This is a genomic window from Solibacillus sp. FSL W7-1436, assembly GCF_038007305.1.
Taxonomy (GTDB): domain Bacteria; phylum Bacillota; class Bacilli; order Bacillales_A; family Planococcaceae; genus Solibacillus.
Genome location: NZ_JBBOWV010000001.1, coordinates 2,798,278 through 2,824,767 on the forward strand (window position 1 = coordinate 2,798,278; position 26,490 = coordinate 2,824,767).

The following is a 26,490-nucleotide window of genomic DNA, read 5'->3' on the forward strand; positions in this document are numbered from 1 at the left end:
ATCTTTTTAATGACGAATATTTTTGTGACCGCAAATCGAATGGAAAGAACAGGTCGTTTAATCGATACAAGATTTGATATGAGCAATTTAGAGTCAGGCAGAAAGATGTATGAAGAGGGCCATATTGATGGGGCAGTATACTGGGATTTAAATAACGATCTGTCGGATTTGACAAAAGAGGAAGGCAGACATCCGCTCCCGGAAAAGAAACAACTTCAGGCTTTGTTTGAAAAGTATGGTTTAAATTACAATGATGCCATCTATATTTATGATCAGGGTGCAGCCGCTTTCGCAACTCGTGCCTGGTGGATACTTCATTATGCAGGCTTCAAGCACGCCTATGTTGTAAATGGCGGTTTTGAAGCACTGAAGGAAGCAGGATTTCCTGTTACGACAGAAATACCTGAATTTAAGGAAAGCAAGCTGGATTTACAGTGGAATGATGATATTTTAATAAAACGTCAGGATATTATGCATATTATTGAAGGGAAGCGAAAGGCGACATTAATTGATGCCCGCGCACCGGAACGTTACCGCGGTGAAACGGAGCCGTTCGATAAAGTGGCAGGACATATTCCGACAGCGAAAAACTATGATTGGGAACAGCTGCGTAATGGCTCAAAACTCGTCATTACATCTTCACTGCTCGAGCAGGTTCCAAAAGATGAAGAAGTAGTTGTCTATTGCGGTTCAGGGGTAACTGCTACTCCTGTCTATACAGTATTAAAAGAAGCAGGCTATGAAAATATAAAAATCTATATGGCAGGGTATAGTGATTGGGTAAATCATCACTCTGTCGATAAATAAGCTGGAACTTTTGAAAAGGCCGTTATGTAACCTGATTTTACATAACGGTCTTTTGCTGTACGGAAAAATTAGCGGACAGATAGCCTTGATTTCCAAATTTTATGATAAAGTGGTAGTGTTGAAAAATAACGTTAAAAGGAGTGAGGAATGTGTTATTTAAGAAAAAAACAGAGCTGAGCGAAAAAAATGGAGTGAAAATGGTCAATGGATCGGTCCAATTTCAAGCTGTTCATTTAAATGTTCATTGTTTTGAAGTGGACGGTATACTTATAGATACCGGTTCTGCCTCACTTCTTAAGCAGTTTAAGCCTTTTTTTGAACAGATGGACGTTGATCGGATTATGTTGACCCATTATCATGAAGACCACTCCGGAGGCGCGCATTTTTTACAGAAAACATATAACTTGCCGATATTTATGCATCCGCTCAACATTGAAGAATGTGCAAAAAAGGCAAGGTATCCTTTATATCGTAAACTGTTCTGGGGGTCAAGGCAGCCGTTTCTTGCACAGCCTGCAGGAGAAGCCTTTTCATCAAGAACAGCTGAATGGAAAGTGATTGAAACGCCAGGGCATACAGCAGACCATGTAGCCTATTTGAATGAATCGACCGGTCAGCTCTTTACAGGAGATCTGTATGTGACACCGAAAACAAAAGTCGTCTTGCGCGAAGAAAGCATTCCTCAAATTATCCGGTCGCTGGAGAAAGTTTTAACGTATGATTTCCTTGAAATATATTGTAATCATGCGGGATATATCGAAAACGGCAGAGACGCTTTAATACGGAAACTTAATTATCTGAAGGAACTGAGCTATAAAATCGAAATGATGAACGAAGAAGGTTTGACAACTGATGAGATTACAGCACAGCTTTTCAGCAAAAAGTATCCGATTACAAAACTGTCTTTAGGCGAATGGGATGCGGCACATATCGTATCTTCTGTCCTGACAAATAAATAATATCTGTTTAAAGTCTAGTAAGTTGAAACTTACCAGGCTTTTTTTAGTTAATAGTGAAGCTGAAAAAATAACTATTACGAAACTTAAACTTTACATTACATTTACAATTAACATTGCTTAATATTGGGTATGTAAGAATAAATGCTGAATTTTGCAGATAATGCCGTTGAATATGCTGAAAAAAGACGTAATATTAACGGATTTCCATTGCTTTCAGAATATTTCATCAGAAATCGGCTAAAATTAATAGGATATGTTCATAAACGTATGTTTCGCAATTGTAAAGCTTTTGTAAATAACATAAATTAATGTTGAAGATATTGAAAAATCGGTGGTATGATTACCTAGGTTTTAATTTACAAACTTCATTTTAGGAGGATTTTATTCGATGTTTAACTCTAAAAAACCGGATCCATTTTTTGAAGGATTATTAAATATTGCAAAAAATGTACAACAAGGTGCCAACTATGCTAAAGAATCGACAATTACTACTGTATCAGAACTAAAACAAATTCAAATTAAAATGAAGTCCTATGAAACAGCAGGGGACAAGCTGATCCATGAATTAATCGTGAAATTAAACGATTCGTTTATGACACCAATTGAACGAGAAGATATTTTATCATTGGCTATTAAACTGGACGATATTCTGGATGGCATTGAAAATACAATTGCCCACTTCGAAATGTACTCTTTTACAGAAGTGAACCAGTACATGCGTGACTTTGTAGATTATATTGCCAAATCATCAGATGAAGCAGTAAAAGCAATGGAGTTATTGAATAAAAAAGATTTAATCGGAATGCGTCAACATGCAATTCTGATCAAAGATTATGAGCGTGAATGTGATGAAATTTTCCGTAAATCCATTACTGAACTATTCCAGACTGAAAAAGATCCAATTCGCTTAATCATCTTTAAAGATTTATATGAGCAGTTAGAAGAAATTGCGGACTACTGCCAAAATGTAGCGAATACAATCGAATCAATTATTATGCGAAATGCATAATGAAAAAGGAGTAAATTATGGATACGTTATTAATCATTACCGTACTCGTTGTCATCTTTGCGCTGGCATTCGATTTTATTAACGGTTTCCATGATACAGCGAATGCGATCGCAACATCTGTTTCGACGCGAGCACTAAAACCTCGAGTAGCTGTTCTGTTAGCGGCATTTATGAACTTTATAGGTGCAATGACGTTTGTAGGTGTAGCAAAAGCTGTAGCATCTGGAATTGTGGATCCATTCTCTTTAAACGCATTTGAAGGGGATACAACAGGATCTGTCGTAATTTTGGCAGCATTATGTTCTGCCATCACATGGAACTTATTAACTTGGTATTTCGGTATTCCATCAAGTTCTTCACATACTTTAATCGGTTCAATTGCTGGTGCAGCAGTGGCATCTGCAGGTATGAATATTTTAAACTATGAAGGCTTCTTTAAAATTTTGCAGGCGTTAATCATTTCGCCGATCTTAGCATTAACTCTTGGTTTTATCGTAATGAAATTATTCAAATTTATTTTCCACCGCTCACCATTGTACGGAACAACGAAAGCATTCCGTTTAACGCAAATCGGTACAGCGGCATTACAATCGTTTACACATGGTACGAATGATGCGCAAAAAGCGATGGGTATTATTACAATGGCTCTAATCGCGGCAAACTTGCAATCAACTGATGAAGTACAAAACTGGGTACGTTTTGCCTGTGCACTGGCGATGGGTCTTGGGACATCGGTAGGCGGATATAAAATCATTAAAACAGTCGGCGGTAAAATCATGAAAATCCGTCCGGTCAACGGGGTAGCGGCTGACTTAACTTCTGCATCGATCATTTTTGGTGCAACAGTCATCGCATTACCGGTTTCGACAACACATGTAATTTCTTCTGCAATTATGGGTGTTGGTGCAGCACAACGTGTGAAAGGTGTTAAATGGGGAATGGCACGTAAAATTGTAGTTACGTGGTTTATCACATTGCCGATTTCCGCATTAATGGCCGGATTATTTTACTTCTTAATTAGCCTTATTTTCTAATATTAAAACGGCGCTCAATCATTAATATTGAGCAGCCGTTTTTTGTTGTTTGAGATGGGGCGGGGTGGGATTTTCTAATAAAAGTTGAGAAGTTCTAATAAAGTCAGGGAAGTTCTAATAAAACGTGAAAAGTTCTAATATATCGTGGATCTTCTAATAAAATGCACAGTTGTTCTAATAAGCGTGCTCAATCTTCAAATAAACTATATGAAAGTTCTAAAATAGCATTCAACTCTTCTAATTTCAGTCATAAATGTTCTAATATACTTGACCCTGCCTGCTTGCCCAAAGTAACTAGGGGAGAGTTCTATACTTCCACGGGTTACTTCAAATAAGTCTGAAACAGCTCATGCACATTTTCTACAGGGATAAATAATCCGACTTTCCCGTACCCTGCACGAGTCCCTGTTGCAAACACAACACCGATTACCTGTCCGTTTTCATTAATGACAGGGCTGCCGCTGTTCCCCCGGTAAACAGGTGCATCCATCATAATGATATCCGGCTGAATGTCAGCGGCAGTCGTATAGCCGATAATCGTACCTTTATTGGCAATCCCGCTGAATGCAAGCGGATTTCCGATAAAATAGACGGGCTCGTTTTTACGGAATTCGCTCGCCCGGGCAAGTGGCAGAAACGGCAAGTTTTCCGTATCCACTTTCAACAGTGCTAAATCATATTCCTCATAGGATTCCAAAACCTCAGCTTGATAAAGCGTATCATCCGGAAAAACAACGGTAATCGTCAACGCATCCTCAATTACATGATCATTTGTTATTATGTAGCCATTTTCCGATACTGCAAATCCAGTCCCTTTTCCCGAGTCGGTATTGATCGTGACAACAGCTTGTTTATATGTTTGAATATTTTCCTGATTTGATAGTTGTGTCGATACTTTTAAAAATTCGATGGCAGGAATGGAATACACATTGAAAATAACAGCAAATGTACTAAAAGCTAATGTTAATGCCATCAACCATACTACAATTCGAACAAATGGTTTTTGCCTTTTTGTTTTTTTCGGCTGTGAGTTTAAACGTTCCTCTCGCTCTTTTGCAAGCGCCTTTTCCTGTTCTTCCAAAACAAGTTCCAAGAATTCTTCTTCTGTCAGTTCTTCAGTATTCGTTTTCTCTGTCATTGCATTCCCTCCGATATGTATAAGTGTAACAAAAGTACATAAAATTTGAGACAAAAAGTGCTGGTTCAAATTTTTTTTTGGAAGTTTGTGAAGTATTTCATATTACTAATTTAAAAATACTTCGTGCATTCCATCACATACTTTAGCTTGATAAAGCGGGGTTTTAAAAATGATAGCCCTTACATTTATTATTCTAAAACAATAGATTGTGTTTAAAATCACAAAAGAAGCAAGTGCTTGTTTATCGTCGGAAACATTGTTATATCAACGATTAAGGCGTATATTTAGTGGTTTTGATGTTTTTTAAAAGCTATTGTTGACAAAGTAAAAACAAACGGTTAACATTCGTAATTACAAAGGGATACAAAAATAGAAGGGGATGGGAATTATGGATCTAATGAAAAAATCGCTTGAAATGCATGAACACTTTGGTGGGAAAATGGAAATACGGGCAAAGGTTCCGGTACAGGATAAATATGATTTGAGTTTAGCTTATTCTCCGGGTGTTGCTGCCCCTTGTCTTGCAATTGAACAGAATCCTTCCACAGTGTATGACTATACGATGAAAGGAAATTTAGTAGCGGTTATTACAGATGGGACTGCGGTTTTAGGGTTAGGGGATATCGGTCCTGAAGCAGCATTGCCGGTTATGGAAGGGAAGGCATTATTATTAAAGCGCTTTGCAAATGTCGATGCAGTGCCGGTATGCCTGAACACTAAAGATGTTGATGAAATTGTCAACATTGTAAAAGCAATTTCTCCGACCTATGGGGCCATTAATCTGGAAGATATTTCAGCACCGCGCTGTTTTGAAATTGAAGACCGACTGCGTGCTGAATGTTCAATTCCGGTATTTCATGATGACCAGCATGGAACGGCGATTGTCGTTGGGGCAGGTTTAATCAATGCGGTCAAACTTGTAAAAAAAGATGTCACGAAGATGAAAGTAGTCATTAACGGAGCAGGGGCAGCTGGTATTGCAATTCTCCGTATTCTAATTCAGATGGGCTACACGAATGTTGTCATGTGTGACACGAAAGGCATTATTTATGAAGGGCGTCCTGAAGGGATGAATCCGGTGAAAGAACAGGTTGCTCATTTATCGAATCCGGATCAATTGCGCGGCACTTTGGCTGACGCATTAGTAGGAGCAGATGTTTTTATCGGGGTGTCTGCAGCAAACATTCTAACTGAAAAGCATATTAAATCGATGGCTATAGACCCGATAGTCTTTGCTTTGGCAAATCCGGATCCTGAAGTAACACCGGAAAATGCTAAAAAGTGGGGCGTTAAAATTATCGGTACCGGCCGTTCTGACCATGCAAACCAAGTGAATAATATGCTTGCTTTCCCGGGGATTTTCCGTGGTGCGCTTGATGTAAGAGCGACAGATATCAATGAATCGATGAAGCTGGCAGCGGTTGAAGCTATTGCATCGCTAGTATCAGAAGAAGAGCTGAGTGAAGACTTTATTATTCCAAGCTCGATGGATGAACGTGTTGCAGGTGTAGTTGCAAAAGCGGTAGGATCCGCTGCCATCGAATCAGGGGTATCTGAATTGTTCCAGCAGGTAGATCTAATTAACACTTCGTTAGCTATTTAAAAAGGATGTGCCTGAAGGTAACTTCAGCACATCCTCTAAAAAAGTGAATACGACCAATCAGCGGGAATCAAAACTCCCCGCTGATTGTAGTGTCACTTAAACTGTTTGAAGCTCTGCAGTCAGTTGTTCCAATTGTGTAATTAAATCACCGATAAATGCGATTGTATCACGTAATGGCTGTTCAGTCGTAATATCGACACCTGCCATTTGCGCAAGTTCAACAGGTGTTTTCGTTCCACCTGCTTTTAGTACTTCGATCCATTGCTCAACAGCTGCTTCGTCACCGTTTAAAATACGTTGTGAAACTTGTGTTGAAATAGTTAAACCTGCAGAGTACGTATATGGATATAGGCCCATATAATAATGCGGCTGACGCATCCAAGTCAATTCTGCACCTTCAGTTACTTCAATTGCATCTCCCCAGAATTGCTCAAGCACTTCACGTTTTAATTCATTCAGTTTCGGTGCGTTGACACTTCCGCCTGCATCGATAATTTCGTACACTTTACGCTGGTAAGCTGCCTCAAGTAAATGAGTTACGAAATTATGGTAGTACGTACGGCTAATGATCGTTGAGATGACCCAACGTTTAAAGCGCGCATCCGTAGAATTTTTTAATAAGTGGTTTGCCATAAGCATTTCATTCATTGTTGATGGCGCTTCAATGAAGTAAAGTGATGGTCTGGCATTGAAGATGTTTTGCGCATCATTTGCCAAATAGAAATGACCTGCATGACCAAGTTCATGGGCTAAAACAAATACTTCGTTCATTCGGCTCGTCCATGAAATCAATACATACGGATGTACACCATATGGGCTTGAACAGAATGCGCCAGTTGATTTTCCGGTATTTTGTGCAAAATCAATCCATCGCTCATCAAAAGAACGATCGATCATATTCGTATAATGCTCGCCCATAATTGATAATCCGTCTTTCATATATTGACGAGATTCTTCCACCGTAATAGTTGGCTCATATGATGGATCAAGCGATATTTTAAGATCCGCAAACGTCATTTTGTCCAGTTGATGTGTTTTTTGCAGCAATTTTGCGTAGCGACGCATATGTGGTGCAAGCTCATTCATAATTAGATCGATTTGACGGTTATACATTGAGCGGTCAACTTGCTGTGATTCTAATAAGGAATCAAAGATATTGTCGTAGCCTCGAAGGTCCGCCTCCGTTTTTTCAATCGCCAAGTGGGAATTATATGTTTTGGCAGTCGTATGCTGATAGTCACGTAGTTTTTTTGAAAAGGCTTCAAATGCAGCGCGACGTTTATTCGTGTCCGTTTCAAGCTCCCAATCGCCTTCAAACAAGTTGTAGCTAAGCGGGAATGATTCACCATCTACTTCAAAGTCGGGAAACTGCATATCTACCAATTTTGTCGTATTGTACAGTTCGTATGGCGCATTAAATGTTGCACCGAATGCTGCCAGCGCTTTTTCCGCTTCTGGATGTAATTGATGCGGTTTTTGTACAAGCAGTTTGTTAATAAAATTAGCGTATTCCGGTTTAGCATTTTGTGCTTCTTTTAAAACAGCTTCATCCAATGCAAGTAAATCACTTTTTACAAAAGACAGCTTTGTTGCCAGTTTTGCGGCAAATGAACCAAAGCTTGCGGCACGCATCTGATTTTCAGTGCTCGTTTGGTCAACACTGTGCGAAAGGCTCGCATAGGTACCGATCACAACCATTTTCTCTTGGATTTTTTCTGTTGCTTCAATTGCGTTAATCGCGCCTTGTACATCTGTAATCGTCCCTGCAAGTTTAGCTGCAGTTTCTTCTACAAGTATTCTTACTTCTTCAATTGCCGCTGTGTAGGCTTGTTCTGTAGCAAATAAATCTTCCAAATTCCAAGTTTCTTCAACCGGTACATCACTACGATTCAACAATGACATAAATAGCCTCCTAATATTACGATATTCGAAATAAATAATACCATATTTCTGAAAATTTAGGAAGTAGTGAAAATTTGGTTGATAAATATTTTTAATATTATTTAGAAGACATATAGTAAAATAGAGAAACGATGGAAATTGGGAAAGAGTGTGATGAAATGCAAGAAGTGAAGGATTGTAGTCTAATACTTGAAGGCGGGACATTTCGAACAGTTTTTACGGCAGGGGTTTTGGATGCCCTAATGGAAGAGCAAATAAAGATGCCCTATATTGCGGCGATTTCAGCAGGTGCCATCAACGCGGTATCCTATATGTCAAATCAGCCTGAACGTACGATGCGTGTATTGACGACGTACCGCAATGATCCCCGCTATATGGGAATGCGGAATTTTTTAAAGGAAAAAAGCCTGTTCGGACTGGATTTTGCCTATAATATTGTACCAAATCAGCTGGATTTATTTGATTGGGATGCGTATTACAATTACCCGGGTGAGGTGGAGTTCGGGCTGACGAATGCATATACCGGAAAAGTGGAATATAAAAGTGCACATACTATGACAAAAACATGTGATATTTTGCAGGCAACATGTGCCATTCCTATACTGTTCCCTGAAATTAAAATTGATAATGTTCCATATTATGACGGGGGGCTATCCGATTCGATTCCGATTAAACGAGCAATCGAGAAAGGATATAACAAACATCTGCTCATTTTGACGAGGGAACCAGGGTATATAAAAAGTGCCTCAAAAACGAATCAGTGGGCAACGAAGCTTTTTCAGAAACGCTATCCAAGACTTGCGGCAGCAATGAGACATCGTGCGGATATGTATAATGAAACAATGCAATATATTGCTCAAAAGGAGACGGATCAGGAAGCGTTTATTTTTAAACCGGACCGTCCGATCAGAAGTTTTGAAAGCAAAGTCGATCAAATGAAAGCCAATTATGAGGTCGGCTATGAACAGGCACAAAAACAAATGTCTGAGTTGAAGGCGTTTTTAGGAATCTCGATTGACTAGAAAAAAAGAGAATAACGGAGAAATATTAATACGATAAACCGTAAATGTTAGATACGGAAACTTGCAAGTGCTATAGGGAATATATTAGAATAGAGTCGTAAGCAACTAATTAAATAATAAGTGCAAGACAAGGTGGAGCCATAGTCAACTATGGCCCTGCCTTGTCTTTTTTTGCATTGAAAGGGGACATCTATGTTTATTTTACAAATTGTCATAGTGTTATTAGCTACAAAACTCGCAGGGAATTTTGCTGCAAGAATCGGGCAACCATCTGTGTTGGGAAAAATAATTGTAGGGATTATTCTTGGCCCTGCACTGCTTGGCTGGATTCATGATACTGAACTTTTAACTGTATTCAGTCAAATAGGTGTTTTACTGTTAATGTTTTTAGCGGGTCTTGAAACTGACCTGCAGGAAATGAACAGAAACAAAAAAGCGGCAATCTATGTTGCCTTAGGTGGTATTCTCCTGCCGATTATTTTAGGTTATGCAGGGTCGCAATATTACGGATTGTCTGTAGGAGAATCCGTTTTTATTGGATTATTACTTTCCGCTACATCTGTCAGTATTTCCGTACAGGCATTAAGGGAGCTTGGCTGGCTGAATAGTAAAGAGGGGTCAACATTACTTGGAGCTGCAGTATTGGATGATATTGTAGTTGTAATTTTAATCGCTATTGCAATGAGTTTCTTTGCCGGCTCCGATACGAATATCGGTTTATTAATCGGTAAGAAAGTATTATTCTTCGCTATACTGATTGTACTTGCAAAATGGTTTATCCCACACTTTATAAAGTTATTCAAGAAATTCAGAGTTACTGAATCAATATTGAGTGCTGGCTTAATTATTTGTTTCGGTTTGTCCTATTTTGCGGAATTTTTAGGTATCGCAGGTATTATCGGTGCTTTTTTTGCGGGCATTGCGATAGCACAAACCGAATATAAAGATGAAATCGAACATAAGGTTGAGCCGATTGCCTACGGGATTTTTGTTCCGTTCTTCTTTGTCAGTATCGGATTAGCCGTTTCATTCGATGGAATTGGAAATCAAATCGGGTTTATTATCGTATTTTCAATCATTGCGGTTGTCTCCAAGTTTATTGGTTCAGGCTTAGGTGCGAAATTAGCCGGATTTAATACGAAATCATCGATGGGCATCGGTGCCGGGATGGTTTCACGAGGCGAGGTTGCACTGATATTAGCTGCAATGGGACTTGAAGGAGGACTTCTTCCGGGAAATTATTATACATCGATCATTATCGTAATTATCGTAACAACAATCGTGACACCGCCTCTGTTAAAAGCAATTTTCGGTAAGAGAATAGTCGTTTAAATATAATGATTTAGATTAGAAAAGATAGGCACATTTTCATGAGCCTATCTTTTCTTACGCTTTTTTTGCTTTAATCCGGTGGTATAGAGATGTAAACACAGTAATGAAAGTTACAAAGACGGTTGCACCAATAACAGCAGAGGCTAAGATTTGCAAAGATTTTATGCCGGATTCCATTACAGCAAAAAACGCGACAACAACTGCAATAACAGGCAGCAGCTTAGTAAGTAGAACAAGCCCCTTTTTATTTTCGGCCTTCCATTGGTTTCCATATGAAGTCAGTGCAGTCCATAATAATGGAATTGTAAGTACAGTCAGTAAAAGGGCTAAACAAAAGAAAAGTGTGTGTATGTTACCAGTTGATTTTAGTGAAATCACCCAAGTAATGATTGTAGCTGGAACAAGTGTCATCATTGTAATATTCAGTGGCTTCGTTTGGTTTTTATATTTTTCAATTGTTGTATCAAGGTCCGTATAAATTGGCTTCGTATGTGGTGCGGCACGGAACAGATGAATATCGACTGAGGAATCCACAAGTGACCAGCCGGCATCCTGAAAAAGCTCAAAGTATTCTTCTGCATCATTTTCCAGTGTACGATAATCAATACTGTATATATAATCGGCACTTTCACCTTGCTCGAGCGTATAGCCTAAAAATGAAAATTTGGTGACGTGCCAGCCTTCAGAAGATAATTTACGCAGTTTCTCCATATCTTTCTGTTCTGAAAAGGCTAATCCGCCAGAAATCATATACTTCGTTTTCCTCATGCTTCTTCCTCCAGTCCTTTTTCGGCTAACTGAATCATCAGCTTTCGAATTTTTAAATCTTCTGCCAAAATACTCCTGCCTTTTTGTGTCAGTAAGTAAACTTTACGCCTTGAATCCGAATCGTCGTATAAATAAATCCATTCGTTTTGTAAAAGCTTTTTTATAATCGTATACATGGAAGCCGGACCAATTGAAATAATGCCGTTTGATGTTTCTTCAATTAAATTCATAATGGCGTATCCGTGTTGAGGTGTTGTTAATGCTGCCATAATATGGAACATGGAATCGGTCAATTGATCAGCGTTTTTCACTATGTCACCTCCTATGTATCATAAAATAATATATATATCTAAAAACAATATATCACTTTATGATATATATGTAAACAGAATTATCGAATAATTTTACCGTGGTTATACTACGCGAAAAAAAATCCGCCTGCTCTTTATAAAACCGAGCAGGCGGACATTTTTAATTATTGTGGATTTTCGTAATCGTAATATTCAACCAGCCAAATAAAATTGTGATGACCGGACTTAACAGACAAAAGAAAGCGAATGGTAAATAGTCAATGACAGGCACATTCAATGTCGAAGCAATGAACAGACCGCACACACTCCAAGGTACGAGCGGGTTAATGACAGTACCAGCATCCTCGATCGTACGGGCCAAATTTTTCGGATGTAGCTGCAGTGCTTTGAATTTTTCTTTAAACGCTTCACCTGTTAATAACAGCGATAAATACTGTTCACCGATTGTTACGTTAATACCGATTGCGGTAAACGCAGTTCCTGTAATAACCGAACCGACCGATTTCAACTGGTTTTGGAGGGCCTGTAATAATGTTTGGATAATGCCAAGTGTAAAGAGCAATCCACCCATAGACAGGGAAAGTACAATTAAAATAATCGTAAACAGCATACTGTTCATTCCGCCACGTGACAGTAATGAATCGATTGCTTCGACTCCTGTCTCCATTGAATAACCGTTATACAAAATTCCAAACAGTTCGTTCAGTGGAATCGAACTGTGGAAATATGATAGCACGATGCCGGAAATCGCACTGATTGCCAGTGTAGCAAGACTCGGCAATTTAAAAATCGTGCAGACAATCAGAACGAGAAGCGGAACAACCGCATACCAATGAATTAAATTTGTTGTCAGCAATGTTTCTTTAAAGCTTGTAAGAAGTTCCGTGTCCATATTCTGGCTGCTTGGAGAAATCCATGCATAGACAATGAGCGAAATAATAAATGCGGGTATTGTCGTGTACATCATATTTTTAATATGAGTAAACAAGTCGACGCCGGCAACACTCGCAGCCAAGTTTGTCGTATCGGACAATGGGGACATTTTATCTCCGAAAAATGCTCCGGAAACAATTGCACCTGCTGTAATCGCAAGTGAAGCATCTATAGAACTCGAAACCCCCAGCATCGCTACACCGATTGTTGCAACGGTAGTGAGCGAACTGCCGATCGCTGTACCGATAATGCTTGTAATAATGAAGACAACCGCATAAAAAAAGCTTGCAGATATAATGGAAAGACCTATATACAGTAATGTAGGAATTGTACCGCTTATTAACCAGCTGCTAATTAATACACCGATTAGCAGAAAAATATAAACAGCACCGATACTTGCTGAAACAGAAGCGATCATACTCTGTTCCATGATGCGGTAAGGTACTTTTCGCAGTACACCATACATGAATAGAACAATAATGGCTATAAAAATCGGAATATGCGGTACACTGCCGAGTTTCATAATGCTGTAAGAAATGAGTGCAATAATAAATAAAGTTAAAATGAGAGCCTCAATAAAATGTGGTTTTACATGTTGTTTTGCATTCATGATGACTAGACCTCGCTATATAGTTTCGCGCTTCAACGCGTTGAAGTACAAAAGTAAGTGTAGCATTTTATTGAGAAAAAGGGAAGGGGGTAAAATAAAAGGGACATACCGGAATGTCCGGAATATCCCTTTAGTGCTTGAAAGGCAATATGAAATTATTCAGCAAGCATAATCTTTTCTAATTGTAATGGTTCGATATATGTATCGCCTTGATATGCACGCATATTACCGCCTGAGATTTCATCAATCAGTAAAATTTCGCCCGTTTTTGCATCACGGCCAAATTCCAGTTTAATATCATAAAGCGTTAATCCTTTTTTCTCTAATTCAGCTGCAACAAACTTTGAAATTTCGATTGTGCGCTGTTTTAAAATTGCATATTCTTCATGAGTTAAAATACCAAGCATTGCAAGAGCATCTTCTGAAATAGGAGGATCTAGGCGTTCATCATCCTTAATCGTCACTTCTACGAATGAATCCAAATTCTGACCTTCTGTTGCATATGCACCGTAGCGTCTTAAAAAAGAACCGACTGCTTTAAAACGGCAAATAACTTCCAAACCTTTACCGAAAACAGTGGCCGGTTTAACCGTCATTGTCGCTTCATCAAAATTTGCCTCAACATAATGTGTCGGTACATTTAATTCGTTTAATTTAGAGTAAAAGAAAGAAGTTAGTTTTAATCCGGCAAGGCCAGCACCATCAATTGTTAAACCGACTGTATTTGCACCGGGATCAAAAACACCGTTTTCTCCCGTTACATCATCTTTGAATTTCAGTAGATATAGTTCGTTTTCAAGTTTAAATACATCTTTTGTTTTACCTGTATACACTAATTCCATGAGAGATACCTCCAAAAGTAATTTCAAATTTATTATAACACGAATGATTTTATAAGAATAACATAAAAACGTTCGTATTTTAAAGAAAGACGTCTAACCTTTGATAGAGTATACCCTTTGTTACCAGTATAATGGTAACATTTGTTATACTAATCTTAGACAAGGAGTGATTTAGATGCTAAAAACATATAATAATATTGTTGTAGCAATAGACTTTTCGGAAAAAGCAAAAATTGCATTTGAGCGCGGTATGAACGTTGCTCGATTGACGGATGCGACATTGAATTTAGTGAGTGTAATCGATACACATTCATTTGGCTCTGTGGAAGCATATGATTTGAAGTATGCAAAGGCTCTGAAGGAAAAAACTCTTGATCAGTTAAAGGAATACAAAGTAATTGCGGAACAGGCCGGCGTTAAAAAAGTACAAGTAGTGGTTGAAGAAGGCTCGCCAAAAGCGGTATTGACAAGTTTGACAGATGCCGATTTGATTATTATCGGAGCTACCGGCTTAAACCGTGCCGAACGTTTCTTATTAGGATCAGTTTCGGAAAATGTAGTACGCAGCGCCAATTGCGATGTACTCGTAGTACGTTAATAAAGTAAACCCGCAATTCTCCTTATTGGAAGGGAATTGCGGGTTTTGTTAATTAATAAACGCCTTCTACAAGCATACCGTTTGCTACTTTGATGAAGCCGGCAATGTTTGAGCCGACAACTAAATTGCCTTCGTAGCCATATTTTTTTGCCGCATCTGAGCTTTCTTTGTAAATCGATTTCATAATACCATGAAGTTTTTCATCAACTTCCTGGAAAGACCAGTAGTTACGGCCGGAATTTTGAGCCATTTCAAGTGCAGATACGGCAACACCGCCTGCATTTGCTGCTTTACCAGGACCAAATAATACATCACTTGCTAAAAATTCGTTGATGGCATCTAAATTCGATGGCATATTTGCACCTTCTGCAACAACTTTTACGCCATTTGCAATTAAAGTGCGGGCCTGTTCACCGTTAATTTCATTTTGAGTTGCACATGGAAGAGCGATATCACATGGAATTGTCCAGATCCCGTCACAGCCTTCTGTATAAAGAGCATTAGGACGATAATTTACATATTCTTTAATACGCTTCCCTTCAACTTCTTTTAACTGTTTAACAATTTTTAGATTAATGCCTTCCGGATCGTAAATGTAACCTGCAGAGTCGGAGCAGGCAACTACTTTCGCTCCAAAGTGCTGAGCTTTTTCAATAGCATAAATCGCTACATTACCAGAACCTGAAACGACAACCGTTTTATCGTTAATTGAAAGTTTTGCGTCACGTAGCATCTCTTCAACAAAGTATACTAAACCGTATCCAGTTGCTTCTGTACGCGCTAATGAACCGCCGTAGCCAGGTTTTTTACCTGTTAATACACCTGCTTCATATGCACCGCGGATGCGCTTATATTGACCCCATAAAAAGCCGACTTCACGTGAACCTACACCAATATCTCCAGCCGGAACATCGACATCCGGACCGACATAACGGTATAATTCTGTCATGAATGCTTGGCAGAAGCGCATAATTTCTGCATTTGATTTACCTTTTGGGTTAAAGTCGGAACCGCCTTTACCGCCGCCGATTGGTTGACCTGTTAAAGCATTTTTGAAAATTTGTTCAAAGGCTAAAAATTTCATGATTGATTCGTTTACAGTTGGATGGAAGCGTAAACCACCTTTATATGGCCCGATAACGTTATTGTATTGAACACGGTAACCGCGGTTTACTTGTACTTGGTTTTGATCATCTTGCCAAGCGACACGGAAAGAAATGATTCTGTCCGGCTCAACGATACGTTCTAAAATATTATGTTGAATATATTCAGGATGTTGTTCGAATACAGGAACTAAAGAAAGAAAAATTTCTTCCGCTGCTTGTAAGAATTCTAACTGATGTGCGTTCTTAGTTTTTAATTTTTCAAACACTCCATCAACATATTGCTGTGCGTTACTCGTTGTTGTCATTGTCGTCATGTTAATACCCCCAAATGGATTGATACGTATACATTAGTATGAATTATCTAACAATTCAATTATATTTTATATAACATCACTGTGTGAAATCGATGTTATAAAAGAGAAAACGTTTACAAACATTATACAAATATAATAATTTGAAGTTGCTTTTGGAAAGGATGATGAACTATTTTACAACTATTAATTGATGCAGATGCATGCCCAGTTGTTGATTTAGCGCTGTTTATTTCATCTCGTTATGAGATAAGACCAATCTTATTCTGCGATACATCACATCGAATCGAACGAGATGGAGCAAAAACAATTATTGTCGACAAGGGACCAGATTCAGTTGATTTTAAGCTACTGAGTGTCTTAAAGCGAGGAGATATTGTCATAACAGGGGATTATGGTCTTGCCGCGATGTGTATAGCAAAAGGTGGGATTGTCGTAAATCACAATGGGAAAGAACTGACGTCTGACAATATAGATCAACTGTTGGCTTTTCGATTTGAAAGTGCGAAAATAAGACGTGCAGGGGGACGTACGAAAGGTCCGAAAAAGCGCACGGAAGAAAATAATTTAGCTTTTGAAACGAAATTTCGACAAATTTGTGAACGTGCGATTTTTGAGAAGGAGGAATCATAAATGAATCAACAAATCTTAAATTTAGACACATTAAAAGAACGCTTTCCGTTAATTGAAAAACTGCAATCAGAACAATATGTGTTTTGGGAAAATGAAAATGTAGCGAAAGAAAAGCAAATATCCGAGCATGTAACACCCGAAATGATTCAGGACGCAGAAAGTAGATTGAAGCGTTTTTCTTCTTATATAAAAGTCGCATTTCCAATTACTAAATTTTCGGACGGTATTATCGAATCGGATCTAAAAGAAATTGCCGCGATGAAAAAACTGATTGAAGGACGACGCGGTTTTAATATTCCCGGCAAACTAATGCTTAAATGTGATCATGCATTACCGATCGCCGGTTCGATTAAAGCGCGTGGCGGTATATACGAAGTGTTGAGCCATGCCGAAAAGCTGGCAATCGATGCCGGTATGATAACAGAACAGGAAGATTACGCAAAATTCCATAGTGAAGAATTCCGTAAGTTTTTTAGCCAATATAAAATAGCAGTCGGGTCAACGGGCAATTTGGGCCTTAGTATCGGTATTATTAGCGCACAGCTTGGTTTCCAGGTGACTGTGCATATGTCGATCGAGGCAAAAGCGTGGAAAAAAGAACTGCTGCGTGAAAAAGGTGTGGAAGTAATCGAATACGAATCCGATTATACATCTGCCGTGGAAAACGGCCGCAAAGTAGCGGAACAAGATCCTGCTTGCCACTTCGTTGATGATGAAAATTCAATCGATCTGTTTTTAGGGTATTCTGTAGCGGGATCTCGCCTGAAAGACCAGCTTCAGCAAGCGAAAATTAAAGTCGATGCAAATCATCCGTTATTTGTTTATCTGCCTTGCGGGGTTGGGGGTGCACCCGGAGGTATTGCCTACTCTTTAAAACAAATTTACGGTGAACATATTCATATTTTCTTTGCAGAACCATTTGCATCTCCATGTATGCTTCTTGGTTTGATGACAGGCATGCATGACAAAATCAGTGTGAATGATATTGGTTTGTCCAACAAGACAGAAGCTGACGGATTGGCGGTAGGACGTCCATCACGATTTGTCGGAACATTGATGGAATCCGTAATAAGCGGATGCTATACTGTGGATGACAGCTTTTTATTCAGAAGTTTAAAAGCTATGTTTGAGACGGAAAACATTTTTATGGAACCTTCAGCACATGCTGGTGTGTATGGTCCGATTGAATTAATGATGCAGGGGACTTCATACATTCAAAACCATGGGCTACAAGATAAAATGGAAAACGCCACACATATTATTTGGTCAACAGGTGGCGATTTAGTGCCTGAAGAGTTACGACAGCAGTATTTACAATCAGAGATATAGAAGGGAAGTCGCTTGTGTTAATTGTAGTAGTCATCATCGCAATATTTGGAGCAGGTTTACTCGATTTAAACTTACGTAAAAAATATAACATCCCAAAAAACGAAAAATTTATGGATCAGTATGTGGGTATATGGCATTTCGCCCTGGAGATTTACCTATGCTTCATGTTCTTATCGTTTGTAACAATTAATGTATTTGAGCAAAAAACATTATATTCTGTATTGTTCGCGTTTATCATGGTTTTGTTCCTAGTTCGAGGGCTATTGGAGTTTTGGTTTAGAAAAGAAAAGCGCCGTCATATCATTTCGTTTACGTATGTAGTGCTTTGTGCAATTTGCAGTCTTGCAATTGCCGTTATAATGTAAGAAAGAAGTGTGTTGGGGGAATCCTCAACACACTTCTTTTTAGTCGACCTGGATTTCTTCTACTGTTGCTTCAACTTCTGATCGGGACATTTTTTCCCGCCCATCTCTCATCGCCTGCAATGTTTTGTGTGCCAATGCTAAAGGCAGTCTGCAGAACAGTTTGATTGAACGTTTATCTAAATCCTTCATGTAAAGGTCGGCTTTTGCCAAATTTTCTTCGGCATAAGCAAATAGTTCAGCCCGCGTCCAGCCATCCGGAACGAAGCTGACACCGCGCTCATCCAAATCTTCCTGCTCATTTCGTAAAATATTTACTGCCTGTAAGCCGCGGCCATAGCCGATTGCCAGCTCACGGTCAGTTTTCGTACCAGCGCTCCATTCCCAAAGCTCCGAAAGCATAACCCCGACCAAACCAGCCACGTAGTATGTATAGTCGTCCAAGTCTTCTTTCGTATGCACCTGCCAGTTTGCGAGTGCCCATTTTGCCATACCTTCCGCCATTTCGCTCGTTGCAGAAGTGACAATCGGGAATGCCTCTTGAGGACAAACTTCAAGCCAATCAGCGAGACGCAATGTCACTTCAGGCATTTTTTCCTTTACAGGAGCCAGTGCATCAAGGTAAGCCTCGTTGTCAAAAGCAGGGGCTTTCAGTAATTCCGCCACTTTTAATAATGTCTCATTTTTCATTTCATTGGAAACATCTTCATGATCTTCAATTTCATCAATTGCCCGCATCGCCAAATAGGCAGCGGCAACCGTTAATTTTAATTCTTTATCTAAAAAAGTAATGGGGATATAAAATGTACGGCTCGTCTCTTTTAAAACGCGCATCGCATCTTTTTGTAAAGCTTTATTCGACATAAGGAAAACTTCCTCCATTCTAAATTGCATCCATCTCTTATCGTAACGCAAATTCGTAAAAAGGGAAAATAAAAGTTCCGGCTTTTGAAGATTCGAGGAGAGGGAATGGGAAGTAGTGATAGCGGCGTAGTAGAACATCACAATCCGAAAGTAGAACCGCACTCTCCAAAAAACGTTCGCATTTCCAGTATATACAATTTAATTGAAATATGGTAATATTATAACAATTCAAATGGACGGAGGTGAATGGAATGAAGAAGTTAGCGGTCGAGACAGGTGTAAAAGTGGATACAGCTATGTATTTTGCACGTGTCATTACTTTTAAATTTGAGTCTAACGGGATAGGTATGTCCTTTTTTAGACAATTTAAAAATAATGCGTAGCTAATTAACTTCATTCTTTTCACCAATACTGAAAAGGCTGCTCTCGTTAATGAGCAGTCTTTTTGTTTTTTAGCTGCGCCAGCGGAGGCGTAGGTATATGCAGTTGAAAGCGGAAAATATAACGAAAATTATCGGTGGCAACATCATTTTTAAAGAACTTACTTTTGAAGTGAATGCCGGTGAACGTATCGCAATAGTCGGTCGGAACGGCAGCGGGAAAACAACGTTATTTAAAGTGCTGGCAAGTATTGAACAGCCGGATGAGGGGCGGATCATAAAATCGAAAGGTCAAACAATCGGCTACTTGCATCAAATTCCCCAATACACGGATATATCCGTATTTGATGTGTTGTCAAAAGCATTTGCAGAATTACATGATATTAAAGATCGTCTTTCTCAGTTGGAAATGAGGATGGCAACAGAATTATCCGAAAAGATTTTAGATCAATATGGTGAGCTGCAAGAGCAATACTTAGCAAAGGGCGGCTACGAAATTGAAGCGAAAATTGCATCGATCGCAAATGGACTTTCGATTACTAAACTATTGGAACAACCTTTTCATGCCCTCAGCGGCGGGGAAAAAACAAAGGTAATGCTTGCTCAAATATTACTGCAGCAGCCGGATGTCTTGCTGTTGGATGAACCGACAAATCATTTGGATCTTGCTGCAACACAATGGCTTGAAGACTATTTGCAATACTTTAAAGGGACCGTTGTTGTAATTTCCCATGACCGGATGTTTTTAAATAAGATCGTTCAGTATGTGGCAGAAATTGAAGACGGACAGATTTGGATGAGCAAGGGGAACTATGATCAGTACATTAAAAATAAGGAGGCGAAAATAGCGCGGCAGTTTGCGGCATATGAAGAACAGCAAAAAAAGATTCAGAAGATGAAAGAGGCAATTCGCCGATTGCGACAATGGGCGAATGAGGCATCTCCTCCGAATCCCGATCTATACCGCAAAGCGAAAGTAATGGAGAAGATGCTGGCCCGAATGGAAATGGTCAAAAAGCCGAAAACCGAGCGCCAGATGAATTTACAGTTGAAGGCTGAAGACCGGACAGGAAAAGAAGTATTTATACTGAAAAAAATTTCCCACGGATTTGAACATGACTTTTTATTTATGGATGTTCAGTTGTCGGTACATTTTCAAGATCGGATAGCGATTGTCGGGAATAACGGAACGGGAAAATCCACATTATTAAAAATTCTATTAGGGGAAATAGCGCCGGTAGACGGGGAGGCTAAGCAGGGCAGCAATTTAAAGATTGGTTACCTTGCACAGCAGTTTGATCAATTTAACGGCAGGCAGCGTCTTATTGATGCTTTCCGGGAGCAGGCATCATTGACGGAATACGATGCGCGGCATATGCTCGCCAAATTTTTGTTTTACGGTCATGATGTTTTTAAAAAAGTGGATCAATTAAGCGGCGGGGAAAAAATGAGGCTTCGTCTAGCCCAATTAATGGTTCAAAATTGCAATGTTCTCGTGTTGGATGAACCGACGAACCATCTTGATATTGAATCGAGAGAAGCGCTTGAAGAAGCATTGGAGAACTTTGAAGGAACTATTCTCGCAATTAGCCATGACCGCTATTTTCTGCAAAAGCTATTTACGAGAACGGCATGGCTGGAAAATCAGCAGCTTACCGTTCATGAAGGTCCATTTGAATGGGCACAGTCAAAACAAAGGGAGTTATGCAAATGAATCAAATCGAAGCATATTGGCAGCATTTCCGTGATTCGGAAGGTAGACAAAATATTCATTATAAGGAAGCATTTCAATTTGGTGAAAAAGCAGATTGGCTAGCGGGACTTGTAGCGGATGGCGTTAAAGAAGCAACTTGTTCAAGCTTTCCGTTGTATGAACTCGAAGGAGAAAGTTTGCCGGAAGTTGGGGACTACCAGATTGTATTGAACAGTCTTGATGAACCCGTTGCGATCATCAAATCCTATTCCATAGAGATTTATCCATTCAAAGAAGTGCCGGTCGATTTTGCATTGGCAGAAGGAGAAGGTACTTATGAGGAGTGGAAGGAAGCGCATGTCGCGTTTTTTAGCAGCGAACTTTCCAAAAACGGTCTGGATTTTACCGAAGATATGCTGACAGTTTGTGACCGCTTTAAAAAAGTTTTTCCTAAATAAAGATTAGAAAACTGTAATGGAATAGCTAGACTTATACAAAATGGAGGAATTTGCTTACGCAATCCTTCATTTTTTCACTATTTTTGTTCAATATCAGCACTTCATGGCAACATTTGCTATCGAAAAACGTTACATAATAGTTGCATAGGTTAATGTTTTTTTGATATATTGATTCTTGTTTTTCTAAATAAAAAAAGAAAAACTTCTTGAATAGAAAGAGTGATTACAAAGTGAAAAACTTAGTAAAAAATAAAAACTTGATAAACAATTTTCAGGGGATTTTCGTTCTTGCTGTTTTAATGCTATGGGCGAAAACCTATATTACACAAGTGACGCAGTTTAAGTTGGGTGTGGAAGGACCACTTCAACAATTTCTTTTATTAATCAACCCATTAGGTTCTGCGGTACTATTTTTAGCAGTTGCTTTTCTGTTTAAAAGAAAAAGAAGACTGACTGCATTGATCATCATTTATACATTGATGACATTTTTATTATTTGCGAATTCTGTATATTATCGTTTCTTCAGCGATTTTATTACGCTTCCAACGATTTCCCAAACACAAAATTTCGGAGATTTGGGCGGCAGTGTTTTAACATTATTAAAACCGACTGATTTATTATTTTTTGTGGATATTTTTGTATTGATATTTATTCGTTTTTCAAAGAAAATCAATTTCCAATCCGGCAAAGTCGGATTCAAAATGCCGGCAGCTGTTATAGCAGCTGCAATTGTATTATCTATTGTCAACTTGCAATTAGCGGAAGCTGACCGCCCGGATTTATTGAGCCGTGGCTTTGACCGCAGTTATATCGTCAAATATTTAGGAATGTACAATTATACAATTTATGATTCTGTCAAAACGTTTGAAGCATCTTCAGAACGTGCTTCAGCAGACAGCAGTGATATTGCTGAAATTATTAACTTTACAAATTCATTTTCAGCCCAGCCAAACGAGAAGTACTTTGGTAAAGCAAAAGATATGAATGTGATTTATTTGCATCTGGAATCGATGCAGTCATTTTTAATCGATTATGAACTTGAAGGCGAACAAGTAACACCGTTTTTAAATTCATTAGTTAAAAATGAAAACACCATGTATTTCGATAACTTTTATCATCAAACAGCGCAAGGTAAAACTTCGGATGCTGAATTTATGTTAGAGAATTCATTATTCGGATTGCCTCAAGGTTCGGCCTTTATTACGAAAGGTCAAAATACCTTTGAAGCCGCACCATCGCTATTAAAAGACTATGGCTATACATCAGCAGTGTTCCATGGAAATAACGGCAGCTTCTGGAACCGAAATATTATTTACAATCAGTTTGGCTATGACGAATTCTTTGATGAAAGCTCGTATGATACTTCAAATTCGAAAAATATGGCGGAATACGGCTTAATGGACAAACCATTTTTCGAGCAGTCTGAAAGTTTGCTGGATACATTGCCGCAGCCCTTCTATACTAAATTCATTACGGTTGCCCATCACTTCCCATATAAGATTGACCAGGATTTAGCGACGATCGGTAAGGCGACAACAGGCGATGCGAGTGTCGATAATTATTTCCAGACAGCTCGATATGCCGACGAAGCAATTGAACAGTTCTTTGCATATTTAAAAGAATCCGGTCTTTATGAGAATACGATGATTGTGATGTACGGAGACCATTACGGCATTTCCGATAACCATAATAAAGCGATGGAACAAATTATTGGTGAAGAAGTTACACCTGTTGTAAATGCAGATTTACAGCGTGTGCCGCTATTTATTCATGTACCTGGGATGGAAGGCGGCGTTAACCATACGTATGGTGGCCAAATAGACCTTCTTCCGACGGTATTGCATTTACTTGGTGTGGAAACAAAAAATAATATCCATTTTGGGACAGACCTGCTTTCTGAGGAGCATAGCGAAATTGTTCCGTTCAGAAACGGTAATTTTGTCAGCCCGACGATTTATTCATTGGACGGCAAATACTATGATCCGAAAACAGGCGAAGAGCTTGATGAGTCAAAAGTGGAAACAGCAGATAAATTAAAAGCGATGGTAGAAGAAAAACTTCACTATTCCGATAAAGTTGTAAATGGGGATTTACTGCGCTTCCATTCCAAAGACGGAAGCATCAAAGAGTAAGTAGAACAGTTTGAATATAAATATATTTTTTCAGGCATCATCTGATTTGATTATTTCAAATCGGTGATGCCTTTTTATAATCGGTTGAACAATAATTTACAAAGAATCAGATGAATAAATTCTTTGTAAATTCAACTGGAAAAGTCGAGAAACTATAACAGTTTCCTACTGTCAATGCGACAGGCAGGAGTAAATTTCGTACTTAATGTTAAATTTTATTGCGTTCATATTAAAAAAACTTAACATTTACAAGAGTAATTACTGTTCTTTTGTTGAAAAATATTTTAAGATATAAACGAATTACAAGATTGTTGAGCAGGTGAACTATGAAAAACTTAAAACTTAGTGTTTTCCTTCTTACCATTCCACTTTTACTGGCAGGCTGTGAAAGTGTGGAAAACAAAGAAGGCTTCTTTTATTCAACATTTGTACGTCCGATGGATTGGACGTTAAACACATTTGGTGAATTATTTAACGGCAGTTATGGTTTGGCTATTATTGCTATTATTTTAATTATTCGTCTCGTACTAATGCCGTTTATGCTTAAAACTTACCGCAGTCAAGCTTCAATGAAAGTGAAAATGGATTTTGTTCGTCCTCAAATGGAGGATATCCAGGCACGTTTAAAAGCAGCAAAAACTCCGGAAGAAAGAAGCACGATTCAGCAGGAAATGATGTCGCTCTACAAAGAACATAATATTAATCCGCTAAATATGGGCTGCCTGCCAGCGCTTATACAAATGCCGATTATTATGGGCTTATACTATGCGATTTTATACTCGGCTGAAATTAAAACACATTCATTCCTATGGTTTGACCTTGGCTCTACTGATATTTGGATGACTGCAATTGCAGGTGTCGTTTATTTCGTACAAGCGAAAGTATCGCTTCAAACCGTACCAGAAGCTCAGAAGAATCAAATGAAACTGATGATTTATGTATCACCGATTATGATTGTCATTATTTCATTGTCTTCGATGGCTGCACTCCCGCTGTACTGGGCAGTCGGAGGGTTATTCTTAATTGTCCAAACCTATATTGGACGCAAATTTTTCTCCAACATCCCTGAAACTAAGGGAAATGAATAATTACAAGTTATGCCGCTGCTAAAGGCTTACTGAACTAAAACTACTGAAATGATGATCTCGGTAGTTTTTTTATGCGTGCGCCGTTCGGGTATGGTGGGTGGATTGTCTAATAAATTCGTAGATTGTTCTAATATATTTTAAAAAGTTCTAATAAAATCCTTATCTTCTAATATAGTTGCCAGTTGTTCAAATAAGTGGTCGAGATGTTCTAATAAACCGTCCAGTTGTTCTAATATGTCACCGGTATTTTCTAATAAACATATTGTTTGTTCTAATAAAAGCTATCCAACGTTTAGGAGCTCCATAAAAATACTCATTGTATCCCCTCCTATTCTATGCGAAAATTTATTGGAATATTGGAAAAATAAGGAGTGGTACTATGTGGGAACAGCAGCTGATGGAAACAACGCGAGGAATATTCGAAGTTTTTACAAAAGGCGAGGGGAAACCGCTCTGTGTGACGCATTTATACAGCGAATATAATGAAACTGGCAACCGGTTTGCGGAAATGTTTGTACCGTATTATAAGGTGCATATAGTAAATTTACGTGGCTGCGGGAAATCAACAGATGATTTATCAGTCTTTAACTATGGCCTGCAGGACAGCGTAGCGGACCTGGAGGCCATCCGCACAGCATCGGGGTATGATACTTGGGGTTTTGCGGGGCATTCAACAGGAGGGATGCTAGCATTAAATTACGCTATTTTACATCCGGAAAGCGTGGAGTTTATCGTAGCTGGCGGTCTGTGTGCTTCTGCGGAATATATGCATCATCCGGCGAGCATTTACTGCAGGGAAAATCCGAACAATAAAAGAATACTTGAAATTTTAGCGATGCTTGGCGATTCGTCATCAACAATCGAGCAAAGAAGAGCAGGCTCTAAAGAATGGGCTCTTATGTCATTGTATAAAGAACAGAGCTATGAAAATATGATAAGCCGTCCAAGCAGCGGGAAAACCGTTTCGAAAAGACTGGATTATTTTTCTTATAAAGAGCTGCCAAACTTCGATTTACGACCGCAATTACCGACAGTGAAAACGAAAGCCTATATATATGGCGGTTTACACGATGCGCAATGTCCGTATGAATTTTCAGTGGAAGCAGCGGATTTGTTGGCGAATGCGACATTGACGACCTTTGCGGAAAGTAATCACAACCCGTTTATCGAGGAAGAAGAAAAGTTCTCGGAATTTGTGCAGAATCTATCTCAAGTTCATTCCCTGCGATAAAGAAAATGTTCGATTGGATAAAGTGAAAAAGGAGA

Annotated in this window: 25 protein-coding genes; 17 read left to right on the forward strand and 8 right to left on the reverse strand. The window is 38.9% G+C overall.

Annotated elements, in window-relative coordinates; genetic code table 11:
- Nucleotides 1–9: 9 nt before the first annotated feature.
- From MKX73_RS13735 to MKX73_RS13750, 4 genes are all read left to right on the forward strand, one after another.
- Complete coding sequence (locus tag MKX73_RS13735) at nt 10–807, forward strand: sulfurtransferase (protein WP_340717919.1); 798 nt, start codon at nt 10–12, stop codon at nt 805–807.
- Nucleotides 808–956: 149 nt separating this feature from the next.
- A complete protein-coding gene (locus tag MKX73_RS13740) occupies nt 957–1,766 on the forward strand; it encodes an MBL fold metallo-hydrolase (RefSeq protein WP_340717920.1) in 810 nt (269 codons plus the stop codon).
- 388 nt (nt 1,767–2,154) lie between these two features.
- Nucleotides 2,155–2,775, forward strand: coding sequence for a DUF47 domain-containing protein (locus MKX73_RS13745; RefSeq protein WP_079525974.1), 621 nt, complete (start codon nt 2,155–2,157; stop codon nt 2,773–2,775).
- Between the two features lie 17 nt (nt 2,776–2,792).
- On the forward strand, nt 2,793–3,809 hold the full coding sequence (locus tag MKX73_RS13750; RefSeq protein WP_339198702.1) for an inorganic phosphate transporter: 1,017 nt from the start codon (nt 2,793–2,795) through the stop codon (nt 3,807–3,809).
- A gap of 322 nt (nt 3,810–4,131) precedes the next feature.
- Here MKX73_RS13750 and MKX73_RS13755 read toward each other — a convergent pair whose 3' ends face one another.
- Nucleotides 4,132–4,947 (reverse strand): S1C family serine protease, encoded by an 816-nt coding sequence (locus MKX73_RS13755; protein WP_340717921.1) that lies wholly within the window; start codon nt 4,945–4,947, stop codon nt 4,132–4,134.
- Nucleotides 4,948–5,335: 388 nt separating this feature from the next.
- Here MKX73_RS13755 and MKX73_RS13760 point away from each other — a divergent pair, with 388 nt between their 5' ends.
- The gene (locus MKX73_RS13760; RefSeq protein WP_340717922.1) at nt 5,336–6,550 is read left to right on the forward strand and encodes an NAD(P)-dependent malic enzyme; all 1,215 of its coding nucleotides are present in this window, start codon (nt 5,336–5,338) and stop codon (nt 6,548–6,550) included.
- A 96-nt stretch (nt 6,551–6,646) separates the two neighbouring features.
- On the opposite strand, the gene pepF is transcribed toward MKX73_RS13760, so the two are convergent.
- Nucleotides 6,647–8,452 (reverse strand): oligoendopeptidase F, encoded by a 1,806-nt coding sequence (gene pepF / locus MKX73_RS13765; protein ID WP_340717923.1) that lies wholly within the window; start codon nt 8,450–8,452, stop codon nt 6,647–6,649.
- 158 nt (nt 8,453–8,610) lie between these two features.
- On the opposite strand from pepF, the gene MKX73_RS13770 reads away from it, so the two are divergent.
- Both MKX73_RS13770 and MKX73_RS13775 read left to right on the forward strand, forming a co-directional pair.
- Complete coding sequence (locus tag MKX73_RS13770; RefSeq protein WP_340717924.1) at nt 8,611–9,474, forward strand: patatin-like phospholipase family protein; 864 nt, start codon at nt 8,611–8,613, stop codon at nt 9,472–9,474.
- A 192-nt stretch (nt 9,475–9,666) separates the two neighbouring features.
- Nucleotides 9,667–10,806 (forward strand): cation:proton antiporter, encoded by a 1,140-nt coding sequence (locus MKX73_RS13775; protein ID WP_340717925.1) that lies wholly within the window; start codon nt 9,667–9,669, stop codon nt 10,804–10,806.
- Between the two features lie 54 nt (nt 10,807–10,860).
- On the opposite strand, the gene MKX73_RS13780 is transcribed toward MKX73_RS13775, so the two are convergent.
- From MKX73_RS13780 to MKX73_RS13795, 4 genes are all read right to left on the reverse strand, one after another.
- On the reverse strand, nt 10,861–11,574 hold the full coding sequence (locus tag MKX73_RS13780; RefSeq protein WP_340717926.1) for a DUF2812 domain-containing protein: 714 nt from the start codon (nt 11,572–11,574) through the stop codon (nt 10,861–10,863).
- Complete coding sequence (locus tag MKX73_RS13785; protein WP_340717927.1) at nt 11,571–11,885, reverse strand: PadR family transcriptional regulator; 315 nt, start codon at nt 11,883–11,885, stop codon at nt 11,571–11,573. The genes MKX73_RS13780 and MKX73_RS13785 overlap by 4 nt, the downstream gene beginning before the upstream one ends.
- A 160-nt stretch (nt 11,886–12,045) precedes the next feature.
- Nucleotides 12,046–13,428, reverse strand: a complete 1,383-nt coding sequence (nhaC, locus tag MKX73_RS13790) for a Na+/H+ antiporter NhaC (protein WP_340717928.1) — start codon at nt 13,426–13,428, stop codon at nt 12,046–12,048.
- Between the two features lie 155 nt (nt 13,429–13,583).
- Nucleotides 13,584–14,270 (reverse strand): phosphoribosylaminoimidazolesuccinocarboxamide synthase, encoded by a 687-nt coding sequence (locus tag MKX73_RS13795; RefSeq protein ID WP_340717929.1) that lies wholly within the window; start codon nt 14,268–14,270, stop codon nt 13,584–13,586.
- Nucleotides 14,271–14,445: 175 nt separating this feature from the next.
- Here MKX73_RS13795 and MKX73_RS13800 point away from each other — a divergent pair, with 175 nt between their 5' ends.
- Complete coding sequence (locus tag MKX73_RS13800) at nt 14,446–14,868, forward strand: universal stress protein (protein ID WP_340717930.1); 423 nt, start codon at nt 14,446–14,448, stop codon at nt 14,866–14,868.
- Nucleotides 14,869–14,920: 52 nt separating this feature from the next.
- Here the strand turns inward: MKX73_RS13800 and gdhA are convergent, their stop codons facing one another.
- Entirely contained in the window at nt 14,921–16,288 is a 1,368-nt protein-coding gene (gene gdhA, locus MKX73_RS13805) for an NADP-specific glutamate dehydrogenase (protein ID WP_340717931.1), read from the reverse strand.
- 171 nt (nt 16,289–16,459) lie between these two features.
- Between gdhA and MKX73_RS13810 the strand changes: the two genes are divergently transcribed.
- The 3 genes from MKX73_RS13810 to MKX73_RS13820 are packed head-to-tail and all read left to right on the forward strand — an operon-like array spanning nt 16,460 to nt 18,612.
- The gene (locus tag MKX73_RS13810; protein ID WP_340718907.1) at nt 16,460–16,918 is read left to right on the forward strand and encodes a YaiI/YqxD family protein; all 459 of its coding nucleotides are present in this window, start codon (nt 16,460–16,462) and stop codon (nt 16,916–16,918) included.
- Entirely contained in the window at nt 16,919–18,247 is a 1,329-nt protein-coding gene (locus tag MKX73_RS13815; protein WP_340717932.1) for a D-serine ammonia-lyase, read from the forward strand.
- A gap of 14 nt (nt 18,248–18,261) precedes the next feature.
- Entirely contained in the window at nt 18,262–18,612 is a 351-nt protein-coding gene (locus MKX73_RS13820) for a DUF4181 domain-containing protein (RefSeq protein ID WP_340717933.1), read from the forward strand.
- A 39-nt stretch (nt 18,613–18,651) separates the two neighbouring features.
- Here MKX73_RS13820 and MKX73_RS13825 read toward each other — a convergent pair whose 3' ends face one another.
- Nucleotides 18,652–19,473, reverse strand: coding sequence for a phytoene/squalene synthase family protein (locus MKX73_RS13825; RefSeq protein WP_340717934.1), 822 nt, complete (start codon nt 19,471–19,473; stop codon nt 18,652–18,654).
- Nucleotides 19,474–19,724: 251 nt separating this feature from the next.
- Between MKX73_RS13825 and MKX73_RS13830 the strand changes: the two genes are divergently transcribed.
- From MKX73_RS13830 to MKX73_RS13855, 6 genes are all read left to right on the forward strand, one after another.
- Nucleotides 19,725–19,856, forward strand: a complete 132-nt coding sequence (locus MKX73_RS13830; RefSeq protein WP_340717935.1) for an RAxF-45 family protein — start codon at nt 19,725–19,727, stop codon at nt 19,854–19,856.
- 97 nt (nt 19,857–19,953) lie between these two features.
- Complete coding sequence (abc-f, locus tag MKX73_RS13835) at nt 19,954–21,567, forward strand: ribosomal protection-like ABC-F family protein (protein WP_340717936.1); 1,614 nt, start codon at nt 19,954–19,956, stop codon at nt 21,565–21,567.
- Nucleotides 21,564–22,004, forward strand: a complete 441-nt coding sequence (locus MKX73_RS13840) for an ASCH domain-containing protein (RefSeq protein WP_340717937.1) — start codon at nt 21,564–21,566, stop codon at nt 22,002–22,004. The genes abc-f and MKX73_RS13840 overlap by 4 nt, the downstream gene beginning before the upstream one ends.
- 230 nt (nt 22,005–22,234) lie before the next feature.
- Nucleotides 22,235–24,136: an LTA synthase family protein gene (locus MKX73_RS13845; RefSeq protein ID WP_340717938.1), complete on the forward strand. Its 1,902-nt coding sequence runs from the start codon at nt 22,235–22,237 to the stop codon at nt 24,134–24,136.
- Between the two features lie 326 nt (nt 24,137–24,462).
- Nucleotides 24,463–25,224 (forward strand): membrane protein insertase YidC, encoded by a 762-nt coding sequence (gene yidC / locus MKX73_RS13850; protein ID WP_340717939.1) that lies wholly within the window; start codon nt 24,463–24,465, stop codon nt 25,222–25,224.
- Between the two features lie 379 nt (nt 25,225–25,603).
- Nucleotides 25,604–26,455 (forward strand): alpha/beta fold hydrolase, encoded by an 852-nt coding sequence (locus MKX73_RS13855; RefSeq protein ID WP_340717940.1) that lies wholly within the window; start codon nt 25,604–25,606, stop codon nt 26,453–26,455.
- The last annotated feature ends 35 nt before the right edge of the window (nt 26,456–26,490 follow it).

Coding starts and splice junctions, on each gene's coding strand:
- MKX73_RS13735 (WP_340717919.1), top strand. CDS start 10: ATGACGAATATTTTTGTGACCGCAAATCGAATGGAAAGAACAGGTCGT.
- MKX73_RS13745 (WP_079525974.1), top strand. CDS start 2,155: ATGTTTAACTCTAAAAAACCGGATCCATTTTTTGAAGGATTATTAAAT.
- MKX73_RS13750 (WP_339198702.1), top strand. CDS start 2,793: ATGGATACGTTATTAATCATTACCGTACTCGTTGTCATCTTTGCGCTG.
- MKX73_RS13755 (WP_340717921.1), bottom strand. CDS start 4,947: ATGACAGAGAAAACGAATACTGAAGAACTGACAGAAGAAGAATTCTTG.
- MKX73_RS13760 (WP_340717922.1), top strand. CDS start 5,336: ATGGATCTAATGAAAAAATCGCTTGAAATGCATGAACACTTTGGTGGG.
- pepF (WP_340717923.1), bottom strand. CDS start 8,452: ATGTCATTGTTGAATCGTAGTGATGTACCGGTTGAAGAAACTTGGAAT.
- MKX73_RS13770 (WP_340717924.1), top strand. CDS start 8,611: ATGCAAGAAGTGAAGGATTGTAGTCTAATACTTGAAGGCGGGACATTT.
- MKX73_RS13775 (WP_340717925.1), top strand. CDS start 9,667: ATGTTTATTTTACAAATTGTCATAGTGTTATTAGCTACAAAACTCGCA.
- MKX73_RS13780 (WP_340717926.1), bottom strand. CDS start 11,574: ATGAGGAAAACGAAGTATATGATTTCTGGCGGATTAGCCTTTTCAGAA.
- nhaC (WP_340717928.1), bottom strand. CDS start 13,428: ATGAATGCAAAACAACATGTAAAACCACATTTTATTGAGGCTCTCATT.
- MKX73_RS13795 (WP_340717929.1), bottom strand. CDS start 14,270: ATGGAATTAGTGTATACAGGTAAAACAAAAGATGTATTTAAACTTGAA.
- MKX73_RS13800 (WP_340717930.1), top strand. CDS start 14,446: ATGCTAAAAACATATAATAATATTGTTGTAGCAATAGACTTTTCGGAA.
- gdhA (WP_340717931.1), bottom strand. CDS start 16,288: ATGACGACAATGACAACAACGAGTAACGCACAGCAATATGTTGATGGA.
- MKX73_RS13815 (WP_340717932.1), top strand. CDS start 16,919: ATGAATCAACAAATCTTAAATTTAGACACATTAAAAGAACGCTTTCCG.
- MKX73_RS13825 (WP_340717934.1), bottom strand. CDS start 19,473: ATGTCGAATAAAGCTTTACAAAAAGATGCGATGCGCGTTTTAAAAGAG.
- MKX73_RS13830 (WP_340717935.1), top strand. CDS start 19,725: ATGAAGAAGTTAGCGGTCGAGACAGGTGTAAAAGTGGATACAGCTATG.
- abc-f (WP_340717936.1), top strand. CDS start 19,954: ATGCAGTTGAAAGCGGAAAATATAACGAAAATTATCGGTGGCAACATC.
- MKX73_RS13840 (WP_340717937.1), top strand. CDS start 21,564: ATGAATCAAATCGAAGCATATTGGCAGCATTTCCGTGATTCGGAAGGT.
- yidC (WP_340717939.1), top strand. CDS start 24,463: ATGAAAAACTTAAAACTTAGTGTTTTCCTTCTTACCATTCCACTTTTA.
- MKX73_RS13855 (WP_340717940.1), top strand. CDS start 25,604: ATGTGGGAACAGCAGCTGATGGAAACAACGCGAGGAATATTCGAAGTT.